Raw genomic sequence first — 18,454 nt, forward strand, 5'->3', positions numbered from 1 at the left:
CTACACCGTAAACCGGTACCCGGCACCCCAGACCGTCTCGATATACTGGGGATGGGAGGGATCGGTCTCCACCTTTTCCCGGAGCTTGCGAATATGGACCGTCACGGTAGAAATATCACCCGCGGAATCCAGTCCCCAAATGCGTTCAAACAGATATTCTTTGCTAAAAACGCGATTCGGATTGGCTGCGAGAAACGCCAGCAGGTCAAATTCCTTCGTGGTAAAAGGCACCTCCCTCTCGTTGACGAAGACGCGACGCGACGCTTTGTCGATCCGCAAACCCCTGATCTGGATCTCGTCGCTGCGCTGCTCCCTTCCGCCCGAGAGGCGTTCGTACCTGGCCAGATGCGCCTTGACGCGGGCCACCAGTTCTCCGGGACTGAACGGCTTGATCACGTAATCATCTGCTCCCAGACCGAACCCCCTGATCTTATCGATCTCCTCTTTTTTGGCCGTGACCAGCAGGATCGGGATGTCTTTGCTCGTACGAATCTGCTTGCAAAGCTCGAATCCGTCCACATGGGGCAGCATGACATCAAGGATGATCAGATCGTAGTCGCCTTTCAGCGCCTTTGCAAGTCCAGCGCTGCCGGAGTGCTCCACATCCACACGGAACCCATTTATTTCCAAATAATCACGTTGAAGCTCTGCAATGCTTTTATCGTCTTCAACGACGAGAATGCTTTTCGTCATGCTTCTGCCCCCTCTACACGCGGCAGGGTGATCAGGATGGCCGTTCCTTCGCCAGCAATGCTGCTCGCTTTGATCGTGCCCCGATGCTCATCGACGATCTGCTTGGCGATGGCCAGACCAAGGCCGCTCCCTCCCGTGTCCGTACCACGTGACTGCTCCGCCCGATAAAACCGGTCAAAAATATTCGGCATCGCTCTTGGATCGATTCCCGGACCGTTGTCGGAAATCTCGATTCGCACCTGTCCAGTATCGACTTGCAGCGAAAAGGATATCCGCTTTTCCGGCTTGTCATTGTATTTCAAGCTGTTGTCGACGACATTGGCCAGAACCCGCCTCAGCTTGTCGCGGTCCGCCAGTACGAGCGCCGGGGGCGTTGATGGGGCTGCCGAAACTGCTGACCCTTGCCGTTCAAACTCGACCGTCACATTTTTCTCTTCCAGGTCAAATCGCAGCTCGCTTACGTAATCCTCCAGAAAGCGTCCGATGTCCAAGCGTTCAAAGGTAAACGGCAGCTTTCCGAGATCCAGCCTCGAGAACAGGAACAGCTCGTCGATCAATTGGTCCATACCCTTTGCCTTGCGGGCGATCGTATCGAGATATTTTTCCAGCTTTTCCGGCGTGTCCGCCACCCCGTCGCGAATCCCTTCTACATATCCGAGAATGGAGGTGATCGGCGTTTTCAGGTCGTGAGAAATATTGGAGATCAGCTCTTTGCGGTTTTCCTCGTACTGCAGCTGGAGCTCCACGGATTCCTTCAGCTTTTTTCGCATATCCTCAAAGGCTTGGGAGAGCTGGCCGATCTCATCGCGGCCGGACTGCTCAATATGAAAATCCAGCTCGCCGTCCCTGATTTGCTCCGTTGCCGTTTTCAACCGGTACAGCGGCCGGATAATGCTCCGCGAGACGAGGAAGTTCAGCAAGCCGTTCATCAGCGCAAGCATCAACAGCAAAAACAGGATCAAGACAGGCAACAGGCTGCGGGTCAGCTCCGCATAAGGGCTTACCTCTTTCATTACGTAAACGCCGCCCTCTGTCTTGTCGGCAAAGTGAAAATCAAACTTGACGTAGGAAAAAAAGCGGCCCTCCGTCTCCAAAATGTCGCGTACATGCAGGTTGCCGAATTCGTAGGGCGGAAGCGCCGCCTTCATCCCTGGCACCTGCAGCATCGGCGTCGCGTGATGGATTTCGCTGCCCTTGCGGACGAGAATCCCCGCCTGAACAGGAGCCAACCGCTGCTCGAGCTCCCGCAAAAATGCCGCGTCGAGGAGCTGCTCGGGGTCGCTCTTGCCGAGAAACTTGGTCTCTACAGACACGGTCTCCTCCGGCTCGGTCAACGGCATGACGGCATAGCGGCTCGTGTACAGGTCGCGTACATGCCTGACGTCCCCTGTCACCGCCACGGCGATGAGAAACACGGCCGCGACAAATAAAATCACGGTAATCAAAAGCATGGCTGTATAGGAAAGCAGCAATCGCAGCCGAATAGACATGGGCACCCCTCCTTTCCCCATCTTACACGAAATGTTGATGACTGCAATGGATTCGGATTGGGTGGTGGCAGTCTTCTTGTAGCATCGTGAGGCAGGAAAGTCTTCTGCCGTGCTTTCAGGTTTCATCTGCACCTCTGCCGGGGCTTTCGTAAAGGAGCTGAAAAGAGGGACAACCCTAGGGCAAAGAAGCCAACTGAAATTTTGGCAATCAAGACAGCAGATGTCATATTGGCCTGCAAAAATAGAGGCATGACTTGCTTTTACGCAAGGTTAATCGAGAGGAGAGATCTGTTCCATGAATCCATTGACAGGCAAAATCGCTTTGGTCACGGGGGGAAGCAGAGGCGCCGGACGAGGAATTGCGGTGGAACTGGCGAAAGCCGGGGCGACGGTGTATGTCACCGGGAGAAGTGTCAGAGGAAAATCTACGCAAAACTATCCGGGAACAATTGACGACACTGCAGCAGAAATTCAATCCCATGGAGGAACCGCATTTGCCGTTCGTTGCGACCACACAAACGACGAAGAAACAGAAGCTGTCATTGACCGCATCCAACAGGAGCAAGGACGATTGGACATCCTGGTGAATAATGTGTGGGGCGGGAACGAGCTGGCTATCGAATATCAGCCTTTTTGGGAGCTGCCCTTGCTGCATTGGGATCACATGTTTCAGGCAGGTGTGCGGGCACAGCTTGCGACCAACCACTTCGCCGTCCCGCTTATGCGAAGGCGCCAATCAGGTCTGATCGTGCATACAACGTTTTGGGACGATCACAAATACACTGGACATTTTTACTATGATTTAGCAAAAAACGCGTTAAACCGAATGGCCTACGGACTGGCAACAGAACTTCAGGCTGACAACATCGCCGTTGTCGCGGTTTCTCCGGGATGGATGAGAACAGAACTTGTGCTGGCCGCGTTCAACACGGACGCAGACCATTGGCAAGCTGTCGAGGAATTGAAGAACACCGAAACTCCTCACTACATCGGGCGTGCCATTTGCGCATTGGCAGGTGACCCGGAAGTGAAGCAAAAAAGCGGTCAAATCGTGAGAGTAGGGGAGCTGGCAGAGGAATACGGCTTTACAGATATCGATGGAAGAACGATCCCTCCCTTCCGTCTCGGATAGAAACATGGAAAAGACTGCCGATTTCTTTTGCAAAATCGGCAGTCATCCATCTGACCGAAGCCAGCTATTTTTCTCTATCTGTAGTCTTTCTTGAGTTCGATCAGCTTCTGAACCAGCCTGGCCGCTTCTGCTCTGGTAAGCGTCCCGTTCGGCTTAAAATCGGCTTTCCCCTTTTCGCCCAGAAGCCCGAACGCATGGACGAGCGCTATCGCTGGAACAGCGTTTTTCTCTACGTCTCCGTATGGGGCAGAAAAGATGTCCGTTTTATCCAAAAGGTCGCCGTATCCCAGCAGGCGTGCTACGAATTCAGCCACCTCCGCCCGGGTAATCGGACGATCCGGTTCGAATCTGCTCCCTTTCTTGGCGAAGAGACCGGTCTGAACTCCCTTCTGGACGACGCCGTACAGCGGATGCTTTGGATCGACATCATCAAAGCGATACGGCTGTCGCCCCTCGTCGCTGGAGAGGCTGTACGAACGGTGAAATTCGATGCGCTCAATGAGATGGGAAGCGATGACGGCCATTTCGCCTCGGGTCACCTCCTTATCCGGCTCAACCTTCCCGTCGATTACCGGAAACAGGCCCAAACGAACGGCAAATTGCAATGCCTCCCGATCAGGATGATCCGAAATGTCGCTCGCCTTCGTTTTTTCAAGCTGCTTGTCCAGACTGAGCCATTCACCAGTGACTGCATCCACCATGCCGCGGTCCCCTACATAGCGGTAGACGAGAAGCGGCTTTTGTTTGTCCGGCGCTGCTCTGTAGTAGTTCGCCTGCGGCTGATAGTAGGTGAGCAACACTTTTTGCTGCTCTTGCTCTACTTTTTTGGCCGCCTCCCTGTCGATCTTGGCAGCTGTCGGGCTCTCGATCTTCGGATAGCCTTCCCCGCGAAGGTTCAACGTTTCCGCTTCACCCGTCTCAGGATTGACCACGACTTCAAACTCGGCATGCTCGATCGGAATGCCGTCTTTCATCCAGCCAAACGGAATGTAGTAGTATTGACCACGTTCCAGTTGCTCTTCGATTTGTTGTTCCGTAGGCGTGCGATCAATCATATAAATTTCGCCCAGGCGGTCGGAAAGCAGCGTTTTCACCAGTTGCTGGGCACTCTCGCTCGCTTTTTCGTAGGAAACCGCTTTTTCGATCTTTTTGCCAGTCTCTGCACGAAAACCTCGTTCCTTGCTGGAATATTCGATCAGCTCTCCCCGGTCGCTGATCCGAAGCTTGACCGGCTCCACATTTTTCTCCTGGGTGTGAAGCGGAGTGTAATCAAAGCTCCAGTTGCGCCGTTCGATTCCGTCAGGTCCTGTGCTGCTTCCGCTGCCCCGATTGCCATCGGAACGATACGAGCCGGGGAGAAGCTTGATCACCTGGTCGGCTATTTTTTGCGCCTCTTCTTTGGTTATGACGCGATCTTCACCGTCCGTCTTGCGGACTGCGCTACCCAGTGGCTTGAACACGGATTCCTTCGCTTCCTCGCCCCGCTGGTTCAAGGCTTTGCCGCTACTCGCATCCAAAAACTGGGGGTCGCTTTCCAGGTAGCGATAGACTAGCTGATACTGACTCCGGTCTTGAAGGGGCTGCCTGGTCAGTGATGACTTTTCCACAAACACAAGAGAAGGGCTGGTCCGTTCCGCCAGCAGCTTCTCTGCTTCCGCTGCCCCAAGCACATCCTTTGCGTCCGGGAGCGCCTCGTCACTCCACAACCTGTGATACTCTACTACCTCCCCGTCCTGGGAGACGACGATTTGAAAACCGTTCTCCAGGAAGGGTATTTCGTTTTCCACCCGCGTAAATGCAAATGTGTGTTCACTTCCCAAACTATAGTAGTAAGGAAGCAGCTGTTTGTATTCATTCGGCTGGGAGAGCTTCCGCTGCTCATCTTTTGGCGCTACCTTTTTTATGAACTCCTTCGCTTTTGCCAGAGCGGCTTCTTCCTCCAGACTTGCTTCCCCTGCCCCTTTTTCCCGCTGCTCCGTATATTTCGAGTAGTCCAGCAAAACGCCTGTCTTCGCATCGATCGTCGCGTAAATACCGCCTTCTTTCCCATCATCCCAGCTCAGGCGCCAGGATGGGCGATCATAGAAGGATTCTCTTTCCGGGTCCAGGTAGGTAGCCCGCTCCAGCTTGAAATCACCCGGGATGGATACATAGCCTTGCAGTTTTTTGACCGCTTCTTCCTTTGTCATCCCGCCCGTTTTCGCTTCTGCCGCAAATGCGGTACTGCCCACTGCCAGAAGTCCTCCTGCGGGTAAAGGCAATGACGTCATCAACACGGCTGCAGTCAGCCCGGCTGCAAGCTTCCAGGACTGCTTTTTTCTCGTCACTTCGTCCAACTCCTTTCGACTTTTACGTTTTGTTCATTTTGTTCACATCAATTTTGCCATTCATCTGGCAAAAACAGAGATTTTGTCATGGATATCTTTCCTCATGCCGTACCTCATGCCGTAGATACATCGGTTCTTTTTCCGCTTATTTTCGGCCCTTGCTTTCTTTCTCTCTCTGTTTATCCAGAATGATCCATTCGCCGGTGACCGCATCTACGAGTCCTTCATCGCCTATGTAGCGGTAGACGAGCATTGGTGTTTGCTTCTCTCCACGTTTGGCTTTATCCATCCAATTCTCCGGCAGAAAGTAAGTGAGCATGGCTTTTTGATTCTTCTGCTCGATCTTCTTTGCTGCTTCCCGGTCGATTTTTGCTGCTGGGAGGGTGGCTGGCGGTTTTGCGTCTTGTAGAAATCCAAATTCCACCAGTTCCCCTGTACCAGGTTTTACCCTGACATCAAGATAAAGAGGATCAAATGGGATGCCATCGATCAGTAAACCGTAACTGAACACATAATTCCGATTCCCACTTGCCAGTATCTCCTCGACCTCTTGATCGGAAGGAGGATTTCGTTCGATCAGATACAGTTCCCCCAAACGTTCAGGCATTAAGGTCTTCACCATCTGAAGGGCAATTTCTTTCGCTTGTTCATAGGAAATTGCCTTGTCAACTTTTTTGCTTTCTGAATTTATCTCTTTATAATATTGGAGCAGTTCGCCTTTAGGGCTAATAATCACTGTCACCTTCTCGGTCTTTTCCTTTTGCGGATCTGCGGGCACATATTCCATACCTGCGTGTCGTTCCACTACTTGCTCTAGGTTTTGGGCGGAGCTGCCCCCTCTAAATTGCAGAAACCGGTATGAACCCGGAAGCTTCTTCAGCAGATCGTCCGCGATTTTTTTCGCCTCTGCCTGCGTTATCGATTTTTCTCCCGTTGACTTGCTGATGGTGTTTCCAAGCGGAGTAATCTCATAGTCTTTTGCTTCCGTTCCCCATATGTTCAGCATTTTGCCGCTTTTCGCGTCCAGATAGCGGGGGTCTTTGCCTAGATAGCCGTAGACGAGTTTGTACGCCTCTCCCTTTTCATAAAAAGCATCGTGTTCGTCAAAGCTAAAGCCACTCCTACGAGAAGGCAAATCTACAACCACGAGTGACGGCCTCGTCTTTTCAGCCAGACGTTTGACTGCCTCCTCTTCCGCCAGGATGTCTTTTGCTTCAGGAAGAGGCTCATCCGTCCAGTATCGTTTGTATTTGACAACTACGCCGGCTCGGTCTGTAACGATTTGAACGCCGTTCTCGATAAATGGAATGCCGTCATGCATACGGGTGAAGGTATAGACCCGTTCCTGTGCCGAATCATAGTAGTAGTCGAAATTCAACCCAAATTCATTTGGTTCCGAGAGATTCTCCCATTCTTCCTTTGGCAAGGCTCGGATTAAAAAACCATTTGCTGAGCCCAGAGCTTTTTCTTCCTCTACCAAATTCCCGCCCGTTTTTTTTGATTTGCCGGTATCTCTCGAGTACTCAATGAGCGTACCTGTTCGGGCATCGATCTCCATATGGATATATTTAGATTCATCACCTTCACTTTTCCACCTGAGATTCCAAGTTGGCGGAAGACTATGATTGTTTGTAAGGGAGGCTCCCTCCAATGTAAACTCAGCCGGAATGCTGACAATTTCCCCCGCCCTATCCATTACTTGCGTTTTTGTTAAGCTTGCCGTGTCAGCTTCCGCTGCTGCAGTAGCAGCCCCCGTACTCCCAGCCGCGAGAACTCCTCCCGCGGGCAAAGGCAGCGACGCCAACAACACAGCCGCTGACAGTCCGGCCGTGAGCCGCCAGGTTTGTTTTTTGTTTTTCAAGCCATACAACCCCTTCCCAAATTTACACATCATTAGTTATATTACCATTAATTTGGAAAAATAAAAAATCTACCGCTCGTTGCAGCGGTAGATTTTTGTATGTTTGCACTGGTTTTGTTGGTCAGAAGCCTTCGTGATGGCGCCTCTTTACACTTGCAGCATCGCCTGCAGGGACTCCGCAGTCACGCGATTTCCCACCAGGAAGTTGCCAAACTCGCCGTAGCGCGCGCTTACTTCGTCAAAGCGCATTTCGTACACGATGTGCTTGAATTCGAGCGGATCGTTGGCAAACAGGGTGACGCCCCATTCCCAATCGTCAAAGCCTACGGAACCGCCGATAATTTGCTTGACCTTGCCTGCGTACTTGCGGCCGATCATGCCGTGGGAGCGCATCATTTCCGCGCGCTCCTGCATGGTCAGCATGTACCAGTTGTCTTGTCCGTCGCGCTTTTTGTTCATCGGGTAGAAGCAGATGTGCTCCCATTTCGGCAAGGTCGGATAGAGCCGCTCACGGACGTGCGGGTTGGATTTCGGATCTTCGCCCGGATTATGTACGTAGTTGCTCAATTCAACTACAGATACGTAGGAATAATCCACTTCCGTGAAGTCGGCAAATTTCGTCTTGTTAAAGGCGGTTTTGATCGCGTCCAACTCCTGCATGGTCGGGCGAAGGAACATGAACACCAGATCGGCCTTGTGTCCGAGGATGGAATAGACGGCAGTGCTGCCTGCCTGCTCCTGCTCGTTTGCGTCCCATGCTTTCAGGAGCCCTTGGAGCTCGTCCACAGCTGCATTGCGCTCTTCCGGAGTCGCCTTCTTCCATTTTTCCCAGTTGATCTTGCGGAAATCGTGATACGTATACCAACCTTCCAACGTGAGAAGCGCTTCGTTTGTACTCATCAGGATCAGCTCCTTTGCGTGATATGGCTTGTATTTCCTGTTACCATTCCCAGTATAGCATAATCGCCGGAGGGTTATCCGATACGAATTGGTGAACAACCCTCTGCCTTCTGCATTTCGTGTCCAGCAAAAAACACGCCTTACAGACGGGCGTGTTCGGTTTCCTTGCATTCGGCGCTGAGACGGCTGGCAGCCGACCGATCCATGATGACGACCACGTCTGGATGCTGCTGGAGCAAGGACGCTGGCACTTCCGCTGTCGGCTCTCCTTCCAGCATGCGGTGAACGGCTTCTGCCTTGGATTCGCCGCTGGCCAAAAGCACGATCTTCCTGGCCTCCAGAATGGTCTGGATTCCCATGGATACCGCTGCTGTCGGGACCTCCTCGATGGAAGAAAAGAAGCGGGCATTGTCTTCGATCGTTCTTTGGGCGAGCTGAACGACTCTCGTCCGGGAGTCAGCCGCAGAACCAGGCTCATTAAACCCGATGTGGCCATTCCCCCCGATCCCCAGGATTTGCACATCGATTCCACCTGCAGCCTTGATCGCTTGCTCGTATCGGGTACATTCCGTCGCCAGGTCGGAGGCGTCTCCGCTCGGAATATGAGTATGCTCCGGGAGCAGATTTACGTGGCGGAAAAAATGCTCCTGCATGAAGACATGATAGCTTTGCGGATGATCGACCGACAGTCCGACATATTCGTCCAGATTAAAGGTGGTAATCCGGGAAAAGTCCAGATTCTCTACGCGATACATACGAGCCAATTCCTTGTACATGCCGACCGGCGTGCTTCCCGTAGCCAGTCCGAGCACAGAGTCGGGCTTTTTCTTGACCTGCATAGCGACAAGCCTGGCTGCCTCCGCGCTCAACTCCTCGTAATTCTCAACGATTTTCCACTTCATGTAAGTCACCTGTCCAATCTCTTTCATTTTATGGTTTGCCTTTGCCCGGTTGGGCTGGCTCATACACTTTATCCAATACGGCTTTGGCTGTCTTCTGCTTGTAGGTCAACGCCTTGTCGCTCATTTTCTGGGATACCGCTGTGCACAGTACGTCAATCACGTGAAGCTGGGCGATCTTCGCAGCGAGCGAACCGCCCTCCAGCGGCCCCTGCTTGGCGGCGGTCAAGAGCGTAATATCGGCATGCTGCGTAATCGGGGACCGGCGGTAATGAGTCAGACAGATGACGGAGGCGCCGGCTTCTTTCGCCAGTTTCAGGGCGTCAATCGTATCCTTTGTACTGCCCGATACAGATATGCCTACAGCCACATCGCCCGGCTCCAGCGTGGATGCTGCCATCGCTTGCAAATGCGCATCGGAAAAGGCGTCTACTCGAAGCCCGATACGCAGGCACTTGTATTTGGCGTCAAGAGCTGTCACCCCCGAGGTACCTACCCCGTAGAAATGAATCGTTCTCGCCTCTATGAGTAACTGTACGCAGCGCCCTAGTTGTTCGACATCCAAAAGGGCGTCTGTATCGTGAATCGACTGGACGTTAAAAGCGGCAACCTTCTGCGCAATCGCATGCAATGAATCTTCCTTGGTCACCTCATCGCGGGAATGCTGGGACGGATTTGCCAGTTCCTGGGCGAGTGCCAGCTTAAATTCCTGATAGCTGCGGAAACCGATTTTTCGGCAAAAGCGCAAAACCGTGGTCTCCCCCACCCCGATCTTCTCCGCCAAATCAATGACCGACGCATAAATAACGGTTTCGGTATGGGCCAGAACGTACTGCGCTACCTTGCGTTCGGATTTGGTGTAGGAAGGAAGAAGACTGTTGATCTCCAGCAGTGTGGCTGTTTTGCCTGTACTCGTTGTCGTCCATTCTCCCCTGTCTGCTGTTGATTCTGTCATCGGTTACCTCCTTGGCTATTGCTTCGCGCAGAAAAACGAATGATTCCTCCAATATGTTATCATAAAGTGGAGTATTTCTCCAAAAAGAAAAATTGGGGAATAAAAACATCGTCTCTCCGGTTTTCTTGGCATATAAAAAGGCCAAATCCCTTTGTAGGAATTGGCCTGTCTCCTTGCAAAACACTATTTACACGATTACCCGATATCCGATCAGAATCACGATGACCATCAGCGCCAGCGCCCCGACGAAAAAGCCGATGCTCGCTTCGTTTCGGCGCGCGCGGCCCAGCGACATTTCCATCAGTCCAAAGACAATCAGCGCGAGAAGGCCTTTGACGTAGTACAGCCAGTCGCCCGCACGAAACGCAAACAGCATCCAAATGCCGGACACAGCAATGATCACAATCATCAGACGCAAAATCATATGTAGAATTTTTGCTACCCGTTCTTTTCCTGCACGGTAAAGGATATAGCCGATGATCAGAAGGACAAAGGCCACTTCCCAGCCACCAACGTGGGATTCCACCAACGCTTTATACACGAATCGTTCACTCCCTGCCAACAGTCATTTTACTAAACTTATTATAACGTAAAGTCAGGAAAAGTACAGGACCCGCGATGTGCGACATTTTTGTGACGAAGCACTCGGATAAGCAGCTATCCCTACTCTCCTTTTTTGAACAAGAAATAACCCCTTGACCATTTTGCTGCGACCAAGGGGTTGTAGCTCATGAACTCCTTTTGTTTGTCTCGCATGCCTGCAGCACGAGCTTATCTATGTTGTCGCATCAGGCAGGCAAGCCATTCAGTCCAGCTTCCCTTGTGTCTGCTCCCAGATGACAAACGGGTTTGGCTCCGACTGATCATTCTCCAGCTTTTTCATCTGGACCGAACGCTGCTCCATCGGCAGCGCAATCTGCTCGTAAATCGCCCCGGAGTTGAATCCGAAAGGCACTGCTTCTTCCTTGGAATAGCCGTAGTAGACCGTTTTGATCCCGGTATAGTAAATGGCGGCCAAACACATCGGACACGGCTCTCCGCTCGCGTAGATGACACAGCCCTCCAGCTTGATGCTGTTCTCGTGCTTGCACGCCTCCCTGATCGCGAGGATTTCGGCGTGAGCCGTAGGATCGTTGGTGGCTGTCACCTCGTTGACACCGCTTCCAATAATGTGGCCGTCCTTCACCACCAAGGCACCATAGGGGGTACCGTGGCCGGACGACGCGTTTTCGCACGCCATCTGAATCGCTTTTTGCATGAATGCCTGTTCTGTCATCATGATTCCTCCCCTGACCGGACATTTTCCTTTGTTTATTGTAGCATGGAAACAGGGTTTCCTGCAGGCTTGTCGCTCTGCTGTGCTTTTCCCAATCACTTTCATGAGGCTGTCTTTGAAAAATGTGCACGCGAGCCCCACGATATGCCTGTAAAAGTAAAAAGCGATACATCCAACTGTTGGATGCAACGCTTTTTTCATTGTTTGGTGCTTTCACACAAAAGCTGACATCGTTCACCAATAGGCCACGGCTCCACATGCCCGCTACACAGCCCGGAAGCCCTCGCCTAATACCTCCTGAGCCGGACACAGGATGATAAACGCTTCAGCGTCAACAGAGCGCACCAGCATTTTCAGCTTGCTGACCTCGCTTTGGCTCACCACGGCCATCAGCACCTTGCGCTCGTCGCCGGTATACCCCCCAGCGCCGTCCAGCAGCGTCACGCCCCGGTCCAGATCAAACAAGATCGCCTCGCGCATCTTGTCTGTTTCATCGGAGATGATGTACGCCACTTTGGACGTATTCCAGCCCATCTGCACGATATCGATCGTTTTGCTGGTCACAAACAGGGCAATCAAGGCATACAGCGCCTTTTCGGGAGTAAAGACAAAACCGGCTAGCAGGATGACCAAGCCGTCAAAGACAGCAACGGATACGCCCAGGCTGATGCCGCTGTACTTGTGCAGGATTTGCGAAGCGATGGAAAATCCTCCTGTAGAGCCCCGGCCCCGGAAGACGATGCCGATCCCGAGCCCTACGCCCATCCCGCCGTAAATGCTGGCGAGCAGCGTGTTATCCGTAAGCGGCTCAAGATGGCTGGTCAGCGCGACAAACAACGGCAGGACGATAGAGCCTACCGCCGCCTTCATGCTGTACTGCCTGTCTAAAAGCCAAAAGCCCAACAAAAACAGCGGGATGTTCAGCGCCCACTGGACGATGGACGGCGGCCAGTGAAAGAGATGGTACAAAATGACAGAGAGGCCCGATACTCCTCCCGATGCTAGCTGATTAGGGTTGAGAAACAGGTTGAAGCTGGTGGCAAGCACAAAGGAACCCACGAGCAGCATGCCGTATTCGACTGCTTTGCGCTGCGGACTGTTCAAGCTTGCACCTGTCCGACGTTTTCGTGACACTTTTCTTTCTCCTGCCTTTTTCACTAAGATGAAAACCGTCCATACATTACCATGTTTTGCCCAAAAAAGAAACCCCCAAGCAAACTGGGGATTTTTTCTGTACTCGCTCTCTATGGTCAGCTCACCGCACAGCGGTACACTTCATATCCGATAGCGGCCATCGCCTGCAGGGAGGCATCCGGGGGAGCATTCTCCGACAGGGCTGTCAGGGAGTACGCTTTTCCGCCTGCAAACAGGATGCCGACATCGTGCTGGCGGCCTGTGTCCCAGCCGGTTTTATTGGCCATTTCCCACACGGCAGCGGCGTCCGACACTCCCTCCTCGATGCGGGGTAGCCGGGCAGGCAGCGCATTTCGCACCTGCTGCTTTTTCATGATCCCGATCATCTGGCGGCAGGCATGCTCGCCAAGAAACGTTCCTGTTGCCAGCCGTTTGAGCATCCGGGCGATGTCACCAGCGGTAATCATGTTGTTGGGCGGACTGTCCGCCGGGTACAGCATCAGCTTTCGGCTGTAGCAGCTGTCGTGCATGCCAAGCTCTGCCATTGTGAGCCGCACCTGATCTTCGCCGATGAGGTCGATCAGCATATTGGTCGCGGTATTGTCGCTCTGAATGATCATGAGGGTGATCAGATCGTACACAGGGTAATGCGTATCAGGTGTGAGATGCTGCATGACACCGGAACCTGCGACCTGATCCGTTTGCTTCATCAGTACCGTTTCGTCAAGGCGGACTTTTCCTTTGCTGGCGGCATCGAAAACGGCTGCCATGACGGGGACTTTGATGATGCTTTCGGCTGCAAAAGTCTGCGTGGTGTTGTGTTCCCAGTAGAAGCTTCCGTTGATTTCTTCCACTACCACTCCCCATTGTCCGCCGGCCGCAGCGATGATCGTCTCCAGCTTCTCCTGCAAACTCTTCATGTGGCCTGCTCCTCCTTTATTCTCTTCCGTACCTGGTGGTCTGATTGACAGCCAATGTTTTGCCAATGAGGGGAAATTCCCCGGCTGGGAGTTGGAATCCTTCCTTGGTTTTGAGAAATAGCCTGTGAAAGCTTCTTTGGCGAGATTGGAAATGCCTGTAGGGCTGTTGGGGAGGAGATGAAAAAGGGAGAAAATGCTCAGGGTACGGTGGGACACTGCGGGAAGCCGTTACTGTCCGGCTCCATTCCAAAAGCGTAAGCTGCGTCCAAAAGCAGCCTACTCAAGGCAGCGTCTCAGAGGTTGGACGCTGAAAGAGTGTTCCGCTTTTTCCATTCCGCCTGGGTGGTGTCCCAAAGACCTTCGCGTTTTCTCCCTTTTTCATCTCTACAGCTTTGGATTGTTTCGTTGTTTTTTTAGATCATTCAGGAAGTCGGATCAGGGGTGGCGTTCCCTGACGTGCCTTCTCTAATTCTGATCCAGTCCGTTTACGTGTGTCTCACTGTTTTTTCCTTAATTCTCAAACCAGCCGACTGGCTGCACCTGCAAATTCACATTGATCTGTTTCACTTCCGTGAATTCATCGAAGCCGAAGGTGCCCAGGCCGCGGCCGATTCCGCTTTGCTTGTAGCCGCCCCAGGGGGCTTCGTTGTAGGTGGGGTGGTAGCAGTTGATCCAGGTGATGCCTGCCCGCAATTTTTTGATGACCCGCATCGCTTTGGCTCCGTCCTGGGTAAAGACGCCCCCGGCGAGGCCGTAGACGGTGTCATTGGCGAGGCGGATAGCGTCCGCTTCATCGCGGAAGCGCTGCACGGCCAATACAGGGCCGAAAATTTCTTCCTGGACGATTCGCATGTCCGGCCTCGTGTCGACAAAGATCGTCGGCTCGACGAAATAGCCCTTTTCCAAACCGCCATTTGTCAGACGGTTGCCGCCGCAGGCGAGTGTCGCTCCTTCCGCTTTTCCGTACTCGATGTAGCGCAGTACCTTTTCCATGTGAGCCTCGCTTACCAGCGGCCCCATTTCGGTCTGCGGTTCGTCTCCCGCTCCTACCCGTATCTTTTTCGCACGCTCCACCAGCCGCTCGACGAAGCGGTCGTGAATGCTGTCCTCGAGAAGCAGCCGGGAGCCTGCCGAGCAGACCTGCCCCTGATTGGCGAAGATTCCGAACAAGGCGTAGTCTACGGCTGTCTCAAAGTCCGCGTCGGCAAAGACAATGTTGGGCGACTTGCCCCCCAATTCCAGCGAAATCTTTTTGATGTTGCCTGCAGCCGCAGTCATGATGCTTCTGCCGGTCGCCGTGCCTCCCGTAAAGGAAACCTTGTCTACCAGATGGCTTGCGGCCAGCTCATGTCCGACCGTAGGGCCCGGTCCCATGACCAGATTGGCCACACCGCCTGGCACCCCTGCTTCTTCGATGATCTCAAACAGCTTGATCGCCGTAACAGGCGTGACCTCGGACGGCTTGAAGACAATCGTATTTCCGGCCGCCAGCGCGGGGGCGATTTTCCAAACAGCCATCAGCAACGGGTAGTTCCACGGGACGATCAGTCCGCAGACACCGACCGGCTCGCGCACGACCATCGCCTGTACCGGGTCCGCGACGTGGTACGTTTGTCCGTCAGGCTTGGTGACCATTCCGGCGTAATAGCGGAAGCAAGCGGCCGCATCCGCCACGTCAAAGCGGGCTTCCCGCAGCGGCTTGCCGTTGTCCAGCGTCTCCAAAGCAGCCAATTCCTCAGCGCGTTCCTCCAGCTTGTCAGCAATGGCGAACAAATACCGCGCCCTCTCTGCAGCCGCAAGCTCGGACCAGCTCCCGCTGTCGAATGCTTCTCGTGCCGCGCGAATCGCTTTTTTGGCATCCTCCTCCGTTCCCTCTGCCGCCCGTGCAATCACTTCTCCTGTGGCCGGATTGACAATCTCCCGAGTCTCCCCATTTTCCGCATCCACCCACTCGCCAGCCATGTACATCTTCAGATTGAACATCTGCATGCCCCACCTTTCCTCGTATTACTGATGTGTGCTTGATTACCTAAGTGACGATGCTTGTAGCCATTATCCACAAAGGCTTGCGGCCACTGTCCGCAAGGGGACTTGTTGTCGTTACTCGGCATCTGCCGCCATCTCCCCCGCTGCCAACAGCCGCTTCTCCCGCAGGGCAACAAGTGCTGCAAAATCGTGGATGAGCGTCGCCGCGAGCAGCGATGTTGTCTGGGCCGGATCGTAGGGCGGCAGCACTTCCACCAGATCAAAGCCGATGTAGTTCAAGTCCGTCAGTCCTCTGATCAGCTCCAGCGTCTCGAAGCTTGTAAATCCTCCGACCTCCGGCGTTCCTGTCCCGGGCGCATAGGCGGGATCGACAAAATCAATATCAAAACTGAGAAAACAGGGAGTATCTCCAATCGCTTCTTTTATCTTTCTCACCGTTTCGGCGGCTCCGGTTTTGCGCAGCTCCTGGGTCGTCATCACGTGATAGCCAAGCTCCAGACTGGCTTCCAGGTCACCCGGGTGGTTCAGCGTACCGCGGATGCCGATCTGAAAAACCTTGTCCGGCAACAGCAGCCCTTCCTCGTGGGCGCGGATAAACGGAGAGCCATGCCAGTACTTCTCTTCGTAATACGTATCCCATGTATCGGTGTGGGAATCGAACTGAATCAGCGCTACTGACCCCCACACCCTTTTGGCGGCGCGCAATGTGGCCAGTGTGACGGAATGGTCGCCTCCCAGTCCGATCGGTACGATCCCTTTGGCCATCAAGTCCAGCATGACGGCTTCCATCCGGTCGTAGCTGCGATGGATATTGTGCGGAATCACCGGCACATCCCCGATGTCGATAGCTCTTGTGTCCTCAAATGGAAAGACCTTGTGAACGGGATGATACGGAAACAGAAGCATGGAAGCCTGTCTGATCGCCTGAGGGGCAAAGCGGGCTCCTACGCGAAAAGACGCAGCCGTATCAAAGGGCAGACCGACGATGGCTACTCTGGCGTTCTCCCTTTGTGCCGGCAGCCGCATGTAAGAGCCCGTGGTGCAAAATTCCGGTTTTACGTCTGGAGACAACGGATATTGCAAGCTGTTCACCTCCGTGTTTCGTCCATGGTACCCATCCATGTAGCAAACCGCATGCCAAACGGGACGTGGAAGAAAGACGAAGGCTTTTTGCGTGGAAACCGCATCAACTCGCATTCTCTGCGCTCCAGTTCGCTCTGTCCGTTTCTCATTTTTTGGAATACGATCCCATTTGCGAGAAAGGGATTTTCTAAAACAATGAAAAAGAACGTCCTGATGATATCCGGACGTTCTGTCTCTGGTTAATTCCCTGCATGGTTTTTGCAAGGTGTTTTCGGATGAAATGTGATAGGTCCAAGCATAATTGCCTGCCTGTTCTGCTCGGAGCTTTTCTGACGTCATGTGGGCCGGCAGACCGGAGGGAGCCTGTTTTGAAACGGGCATGTCTCTTTGGCGCAACTGTTCTCCAGACCAGGCTTACGAAACGTTTTGTCCCATCATATCCTGGAGGTCTGCCTGTGCTTCTCCGATTGCTTTGACTCCAAACAAATTCTGAAGCACCTCCCATACCCCGGGCTGGATGAATTCGGGCAGCTTCGGTCCGATGCGAATGTCGCGGACTCCCAGGCTGAACAGCCCCAAGAGAATCGCTACCGCCTTTTGCTCAAACCAGGAGAGGACGATGCTGACAGGCAGATCGTTGACCTCGCAGTCCAGCGCATCCGCCAAAGCGCCGGCTATTTTGACCGTCGAGATGGAGTTGTTGCACTGCCCCAGATCGATGTAGCGAGGGATTTGCGTACCCGGTACTTTGCCGTAATCGACATCGTTAAAGCGGAATTTGCCGCAGGATGTGGTCATGATCACCGCATCCGCCGGCAAAGAAGTGGCCAGCTCCCGGTAGTAGTCTCCGCCTTTTCCGGGAGCATCACAGCCCGCGATGACGAAGAAGCGGCTGATTTTGCCTGCCTTTACGGCGTCGAGAATTTCCGGGGCAATACCCAGTACGGTCTCATGGTGAAATCCGGTCAGCAGCGTCTGATCCGACTCTACATCCGCATCCGGCAATGCGAGTGCCCGCTCGATCAAAGGCGCGAAGTCGTCATTCTCAATTTTGGTAACGCCTTCGAGTCCGGCCACATCATACGAGAAGAAGCGATCGGCATATGTCCCCTTGATCGGCATGACGCAGTTGGTCGTGGCTAGTATCGCACCCGGGAACTGTTCGAACAACCGGCGCTGGTCAAACCACGCTTTCCCGATATTTCCCTTGAGGTGCTTGTACTTGCGGAGGGCGGGATACCCGTGTGCGGGGAGCATCTCCGAGTGGGTGTAGATATTGATTCCTTTTCCTTCCGTCTGTTTCAGCAGCTCCTCCAGCGCAAACAGGTTGTGCCCGGTCACGACGATGCACTTTCCTTCGATTTTGTTTTGCGAAACGCGGATGGGCTGAGGGATGCCGAACCGGCTCGTATGGGCCTGATCCAACAGCTCCATGACGCGAATGGCTGCACGGCCCACTTTCATTGCCATTTTCAAGTGTTCATCTAAATTGAAATTCACGTTAGTCAAAGTAAAATAGAGTGCTTCCTGTGTAATGCCGTCCACTTCCGGGTCGATGTGTCCCATTTGTCGGGCATGCGTTGCATATGCCGCAATCCCTTTGAGCGCAAAAATGATCGTATCCTGTATACTGGCAAGCTCCTCAGTCTTTCCGCATACTCCCACCGTTTTGCAACCGCCTGTCGGTGTTTGCTCGCATTGATAGCAAAACATATCAATACCTCCCCTATGGATCACTTCTTACTCCGGATTATAGAGGAGGCGAAAAACGTAAGATGTGATGTACTTCACAGATTCG

At 53.3% G+C, this 18,454-nt stretch carries 15 protein-coding genes; 1 reads left to right on the forward strand and 14 read right to left on the reverse strand.

Translation table 11 applies throughout. The annotated features are described in order from the left end of the window. On the reverse strand, positions 1-693 hold the full coding sequence (locus tag NSQ24_RS20125; protein ID WP_339166457.1) for a response regulator transcription factor: 693 nt from the start codon (positions 691-693) through the stop codon (positions 1-3). Continuing rightward, positions 690-2,183, reverse strand: coding sequence for a HAMP domain-containing sensor histidine kinase (locus NSQ24_RS20130; protein WP_122958514.1), 1,494 nt, complete (start codon positions 2,181-2,183; stop codon positions 690-692). Before NSQ24_RS20130 ends, NSQ24_RS20125 begins: the two co-directional genes overlap by 4 nt. A 295-nt stretch (positions 2,184-2,478) precedes the next feature. Between NSQ24_RS20130 and NSQ24_RS20135 the strand changes: the two genes are divergently transcribed. Further along, positions 2,479-3,315: an SDR family NAD(P)-dependent oxidoreductase gene (locus tag NSQ24_RS20135; RefSeq protein WP_003389521.1), complete on the forward strand. Its 837-nt coding sequence runs from the start codon at positions 2,479-2,481 to the stop codon at positions 3,313-3,315. A gap of 74 nt (positions 3,316-3,389) precedes the next feature. On the opposite strand, the gene NSQ24_RS20140 is transcribed toward NSQ24_RS20135, so the two are convergent. The 12 genes from NSQ24_RS20140 to hcp form a co-directional block, all read right to left on the reverse strand. Next, positions 3,390-5,642: an S-layer homology domain-containing protein gene (locus NSQ24_RS20140; protein WP_339166459.1), complete on the reverse strand. Its 2,253-nt coding sequence runs from the start codon at positions 5,640-5,642 to the stop codon at positions 3,390-3,392. 145 nt (positions 5,643-5,787) lie between these two features. Further along, complete coding sequence (locus NSQ24_RS20145; protein ID WP_039070507.1) at positions 5,788-7,503, reverse strand: YcdB/YcdC domain-containing protein; 1,716 nt, start codon at positions 7,501-7,503, stop codon at positions 5,788-5,790. A 147-nt stretch (positions 7,504-7,650) separates the two neighbouring features. Then, complete coding sequence (gene hemQ / locus NSQ24_RS20150; RefSeq protein ID WP_003389525.1) at positions 7,651-8,403, reverse strand: hydrogen peroxide-dependent heme synthase; 753 nt, start codon at positions 8,401-8,403, stop codon at positions 7,651-7,653. A 140-nt stretch (positions 8,404-8,543) separates the two neighbouring features. Beyond that, entirely contained in the window at positions 8,544-9,305 is a 762-nt protein-coding gene (gene nagB / locus NSQ24_RS20155) for a glucosamine-6-phosphate deaminase (protein WP_003389526.1), read from the reverse strand. 28 nt (positions 9,306-9,333) lie between these two features. Beyond that, a complete protein-coding gene (locus tag NSQ24_RS20160) occupies positions 9,334-10,257 on the reverse strand; it encodes a MurR/RpiR family transcriptional regulator (RefSeq protein ID WP_003389527.1) in 924 nt (307 codons plus the stop codon). A 187-nt stretch (positions 10,258-10,444) separates the two neighbouring features. Then, positions 10,445-10,798: a DUF1516 family protein gene (locus NSQ24_RS20165; protein WP_003389528.1), complete on the reverse strand. Its 354-nt coding sequence runs from the start codon at positions 10,796-10,798 to the stop codon at positions 10,445-10,447. A gap of 264 nt (positions 10,799-11,062) precedes the next feature. Beyond that, positions 11,063-11,533, reverse strand: coding sequence for a nucleoside deaminase (locus NSQ24_RS20170; RefSeq protein WP_024983389.1), 471 nt, complete (start codon positions 11,531-11,533; stop codon positions 11,063-11,065). Positions 11,534-11,797: 264 nt separating this feature from the next. Next, the gene (locus NSQ24_RS20175) at positions 11,798-12,667 is read right to left on the reverse strand and encodes a YitT family protein (protein WP_003389530.1); all 870 of its coding nucleotides are present in this window, start codon (positions 12,665-12,667) and stop codon (positions 11,798-11,800) included. A 116-nt stretch (positions 12,668-12,783) separates the two neighbouring features. After that, positions 12,784-13,587 carry a serine hydrolase gene (locus tag NSQ24_RS20180; RefSeq protein WP_003389531.1) on the reverse strand — a complete coding sequence of 268 codons (804 nt, stop codon included), beginning with the start codon at positions 13,585-13,587 and terminating at the stop codon, positions 12,784-12,786. Positions 13,588-14,097: 510 nt separating this feature from the next. Next, positions 14,098-15,570, reverse strand: coding sequence for an aldehyde dehydrogenase family protein (locus tag NSQ24_RS20185; protein ID WP_031931891.1), 1,473 nt, complete (start codon positions 15,568-15,570; stop codon positions 14,098-14,100). Positions 15,571-15,687: 117 nt separating this feature from the next. Then, the gene (gene speB / locus NSQ24_RS20190) at positions 15,688-16,656 is read right to left on the reverse strand and encodes an agmatinase (RefSeq protein ID WP_003389535.1); all 969 of its coding nucleotides are present in this window, start codon (positions 16,654-16,656) and stop codon (positions 15,688-15,690) included. Positions 16,657-17,070: 414 nt separating this feature from the next. Further along, complete coding sequence (gene hcp / locus NSQ24_RS20195; protein WP_327985920.1) at positions 17,071-18,369, reverse strand: hydroxylamine reductase; 1,299 nt, start codon at positions 18,367-18,369, stop codon at positions 17,071-17,073. Positions 18,370-18,454: the final 85 nt, after the last annotated feature.

It is taken from the genome of Brevibacillus sp. FSL L8-0520 (genome assembly GCF_037963895.1).
Lineage (GTDB): Bacteria > Bacillota > Bacilli > Brevibacillales > Brevibacillaceae > Brevibacillus > Brevibacillus borstelensis.

Bases quoted from the DNA above. Each gene is read 5' to 3' on its own strand.
- NSQ24_RS20125 (WP_339166457.1), bottom strand. From the start codon at position 693: ATGACGAAAAGCATTCTCGTCGTTGAAGACGATAAAAGCATTGCAGAG.
- NSQ24_RS20130 (WP_122958514.1), bottom strand. From the start codon at position 2,183: ATGTCTATTCGGCTGCGATTGCTGCTTTCCTATACAGCCATGCTTTTG.
- NSQ24_RS20135 (WP_003389521.1), top strand. From the start codon at position 2,479: ATGAATCCATTGACAGGCAAAATCGCTTTGGTCACGGGGGGAAGCAGA.
- hemQ (WP_003389525.1), bottom strand. From the start codon at position 8,403: ATGAGTACAAACGAAGCGCTTCTCACGTTGGAAGGTTGGTATACGTAT.
- nagB (WP_003389526.1), bottom strand. From the start codon at position 9,305: ATGAAGTGGAAAATCGTTGAGAATTACGAGGAGTTGAGCGCGGAGGCA.
- NSQ24_RS20160 (WP_003389527.1), bottom strand. From the start codon at position 10,257: ATGACAGAATCAACAGCAGACAGGGGAGAATGGACGACAACGAGTACA.
- NSQ24_RS20170 (WP_024983389.1), bottom strand. From the start codon at position 11,533: ATGACAGAACAGGCATTCATGCAAAAAGCGATTCAGATGGCGTGCGAA.
- NSQ24_RS20180 (WP_003389531.1), bottom strand. From the start codon at position 13,587: ATGAAGAGTTTGCAGGAGAAGCTGGAGACGATCATCGCTGCGGCCGGC.
- NSQ24_RS20185 (WP_031931891.1), bottom strand. From the start codon at position 15,570: ATGTTCAATCTGAAGATGTACATGGCTGGCGAGTGGGTGGATGCGGAA.
- hcp (WP_327985920.1), bottom strand. From the start codon at position 18,369: ATGTTTTGCTATCAATGCGAGCAAACACCGACAGGCGGTTGCAAAACG.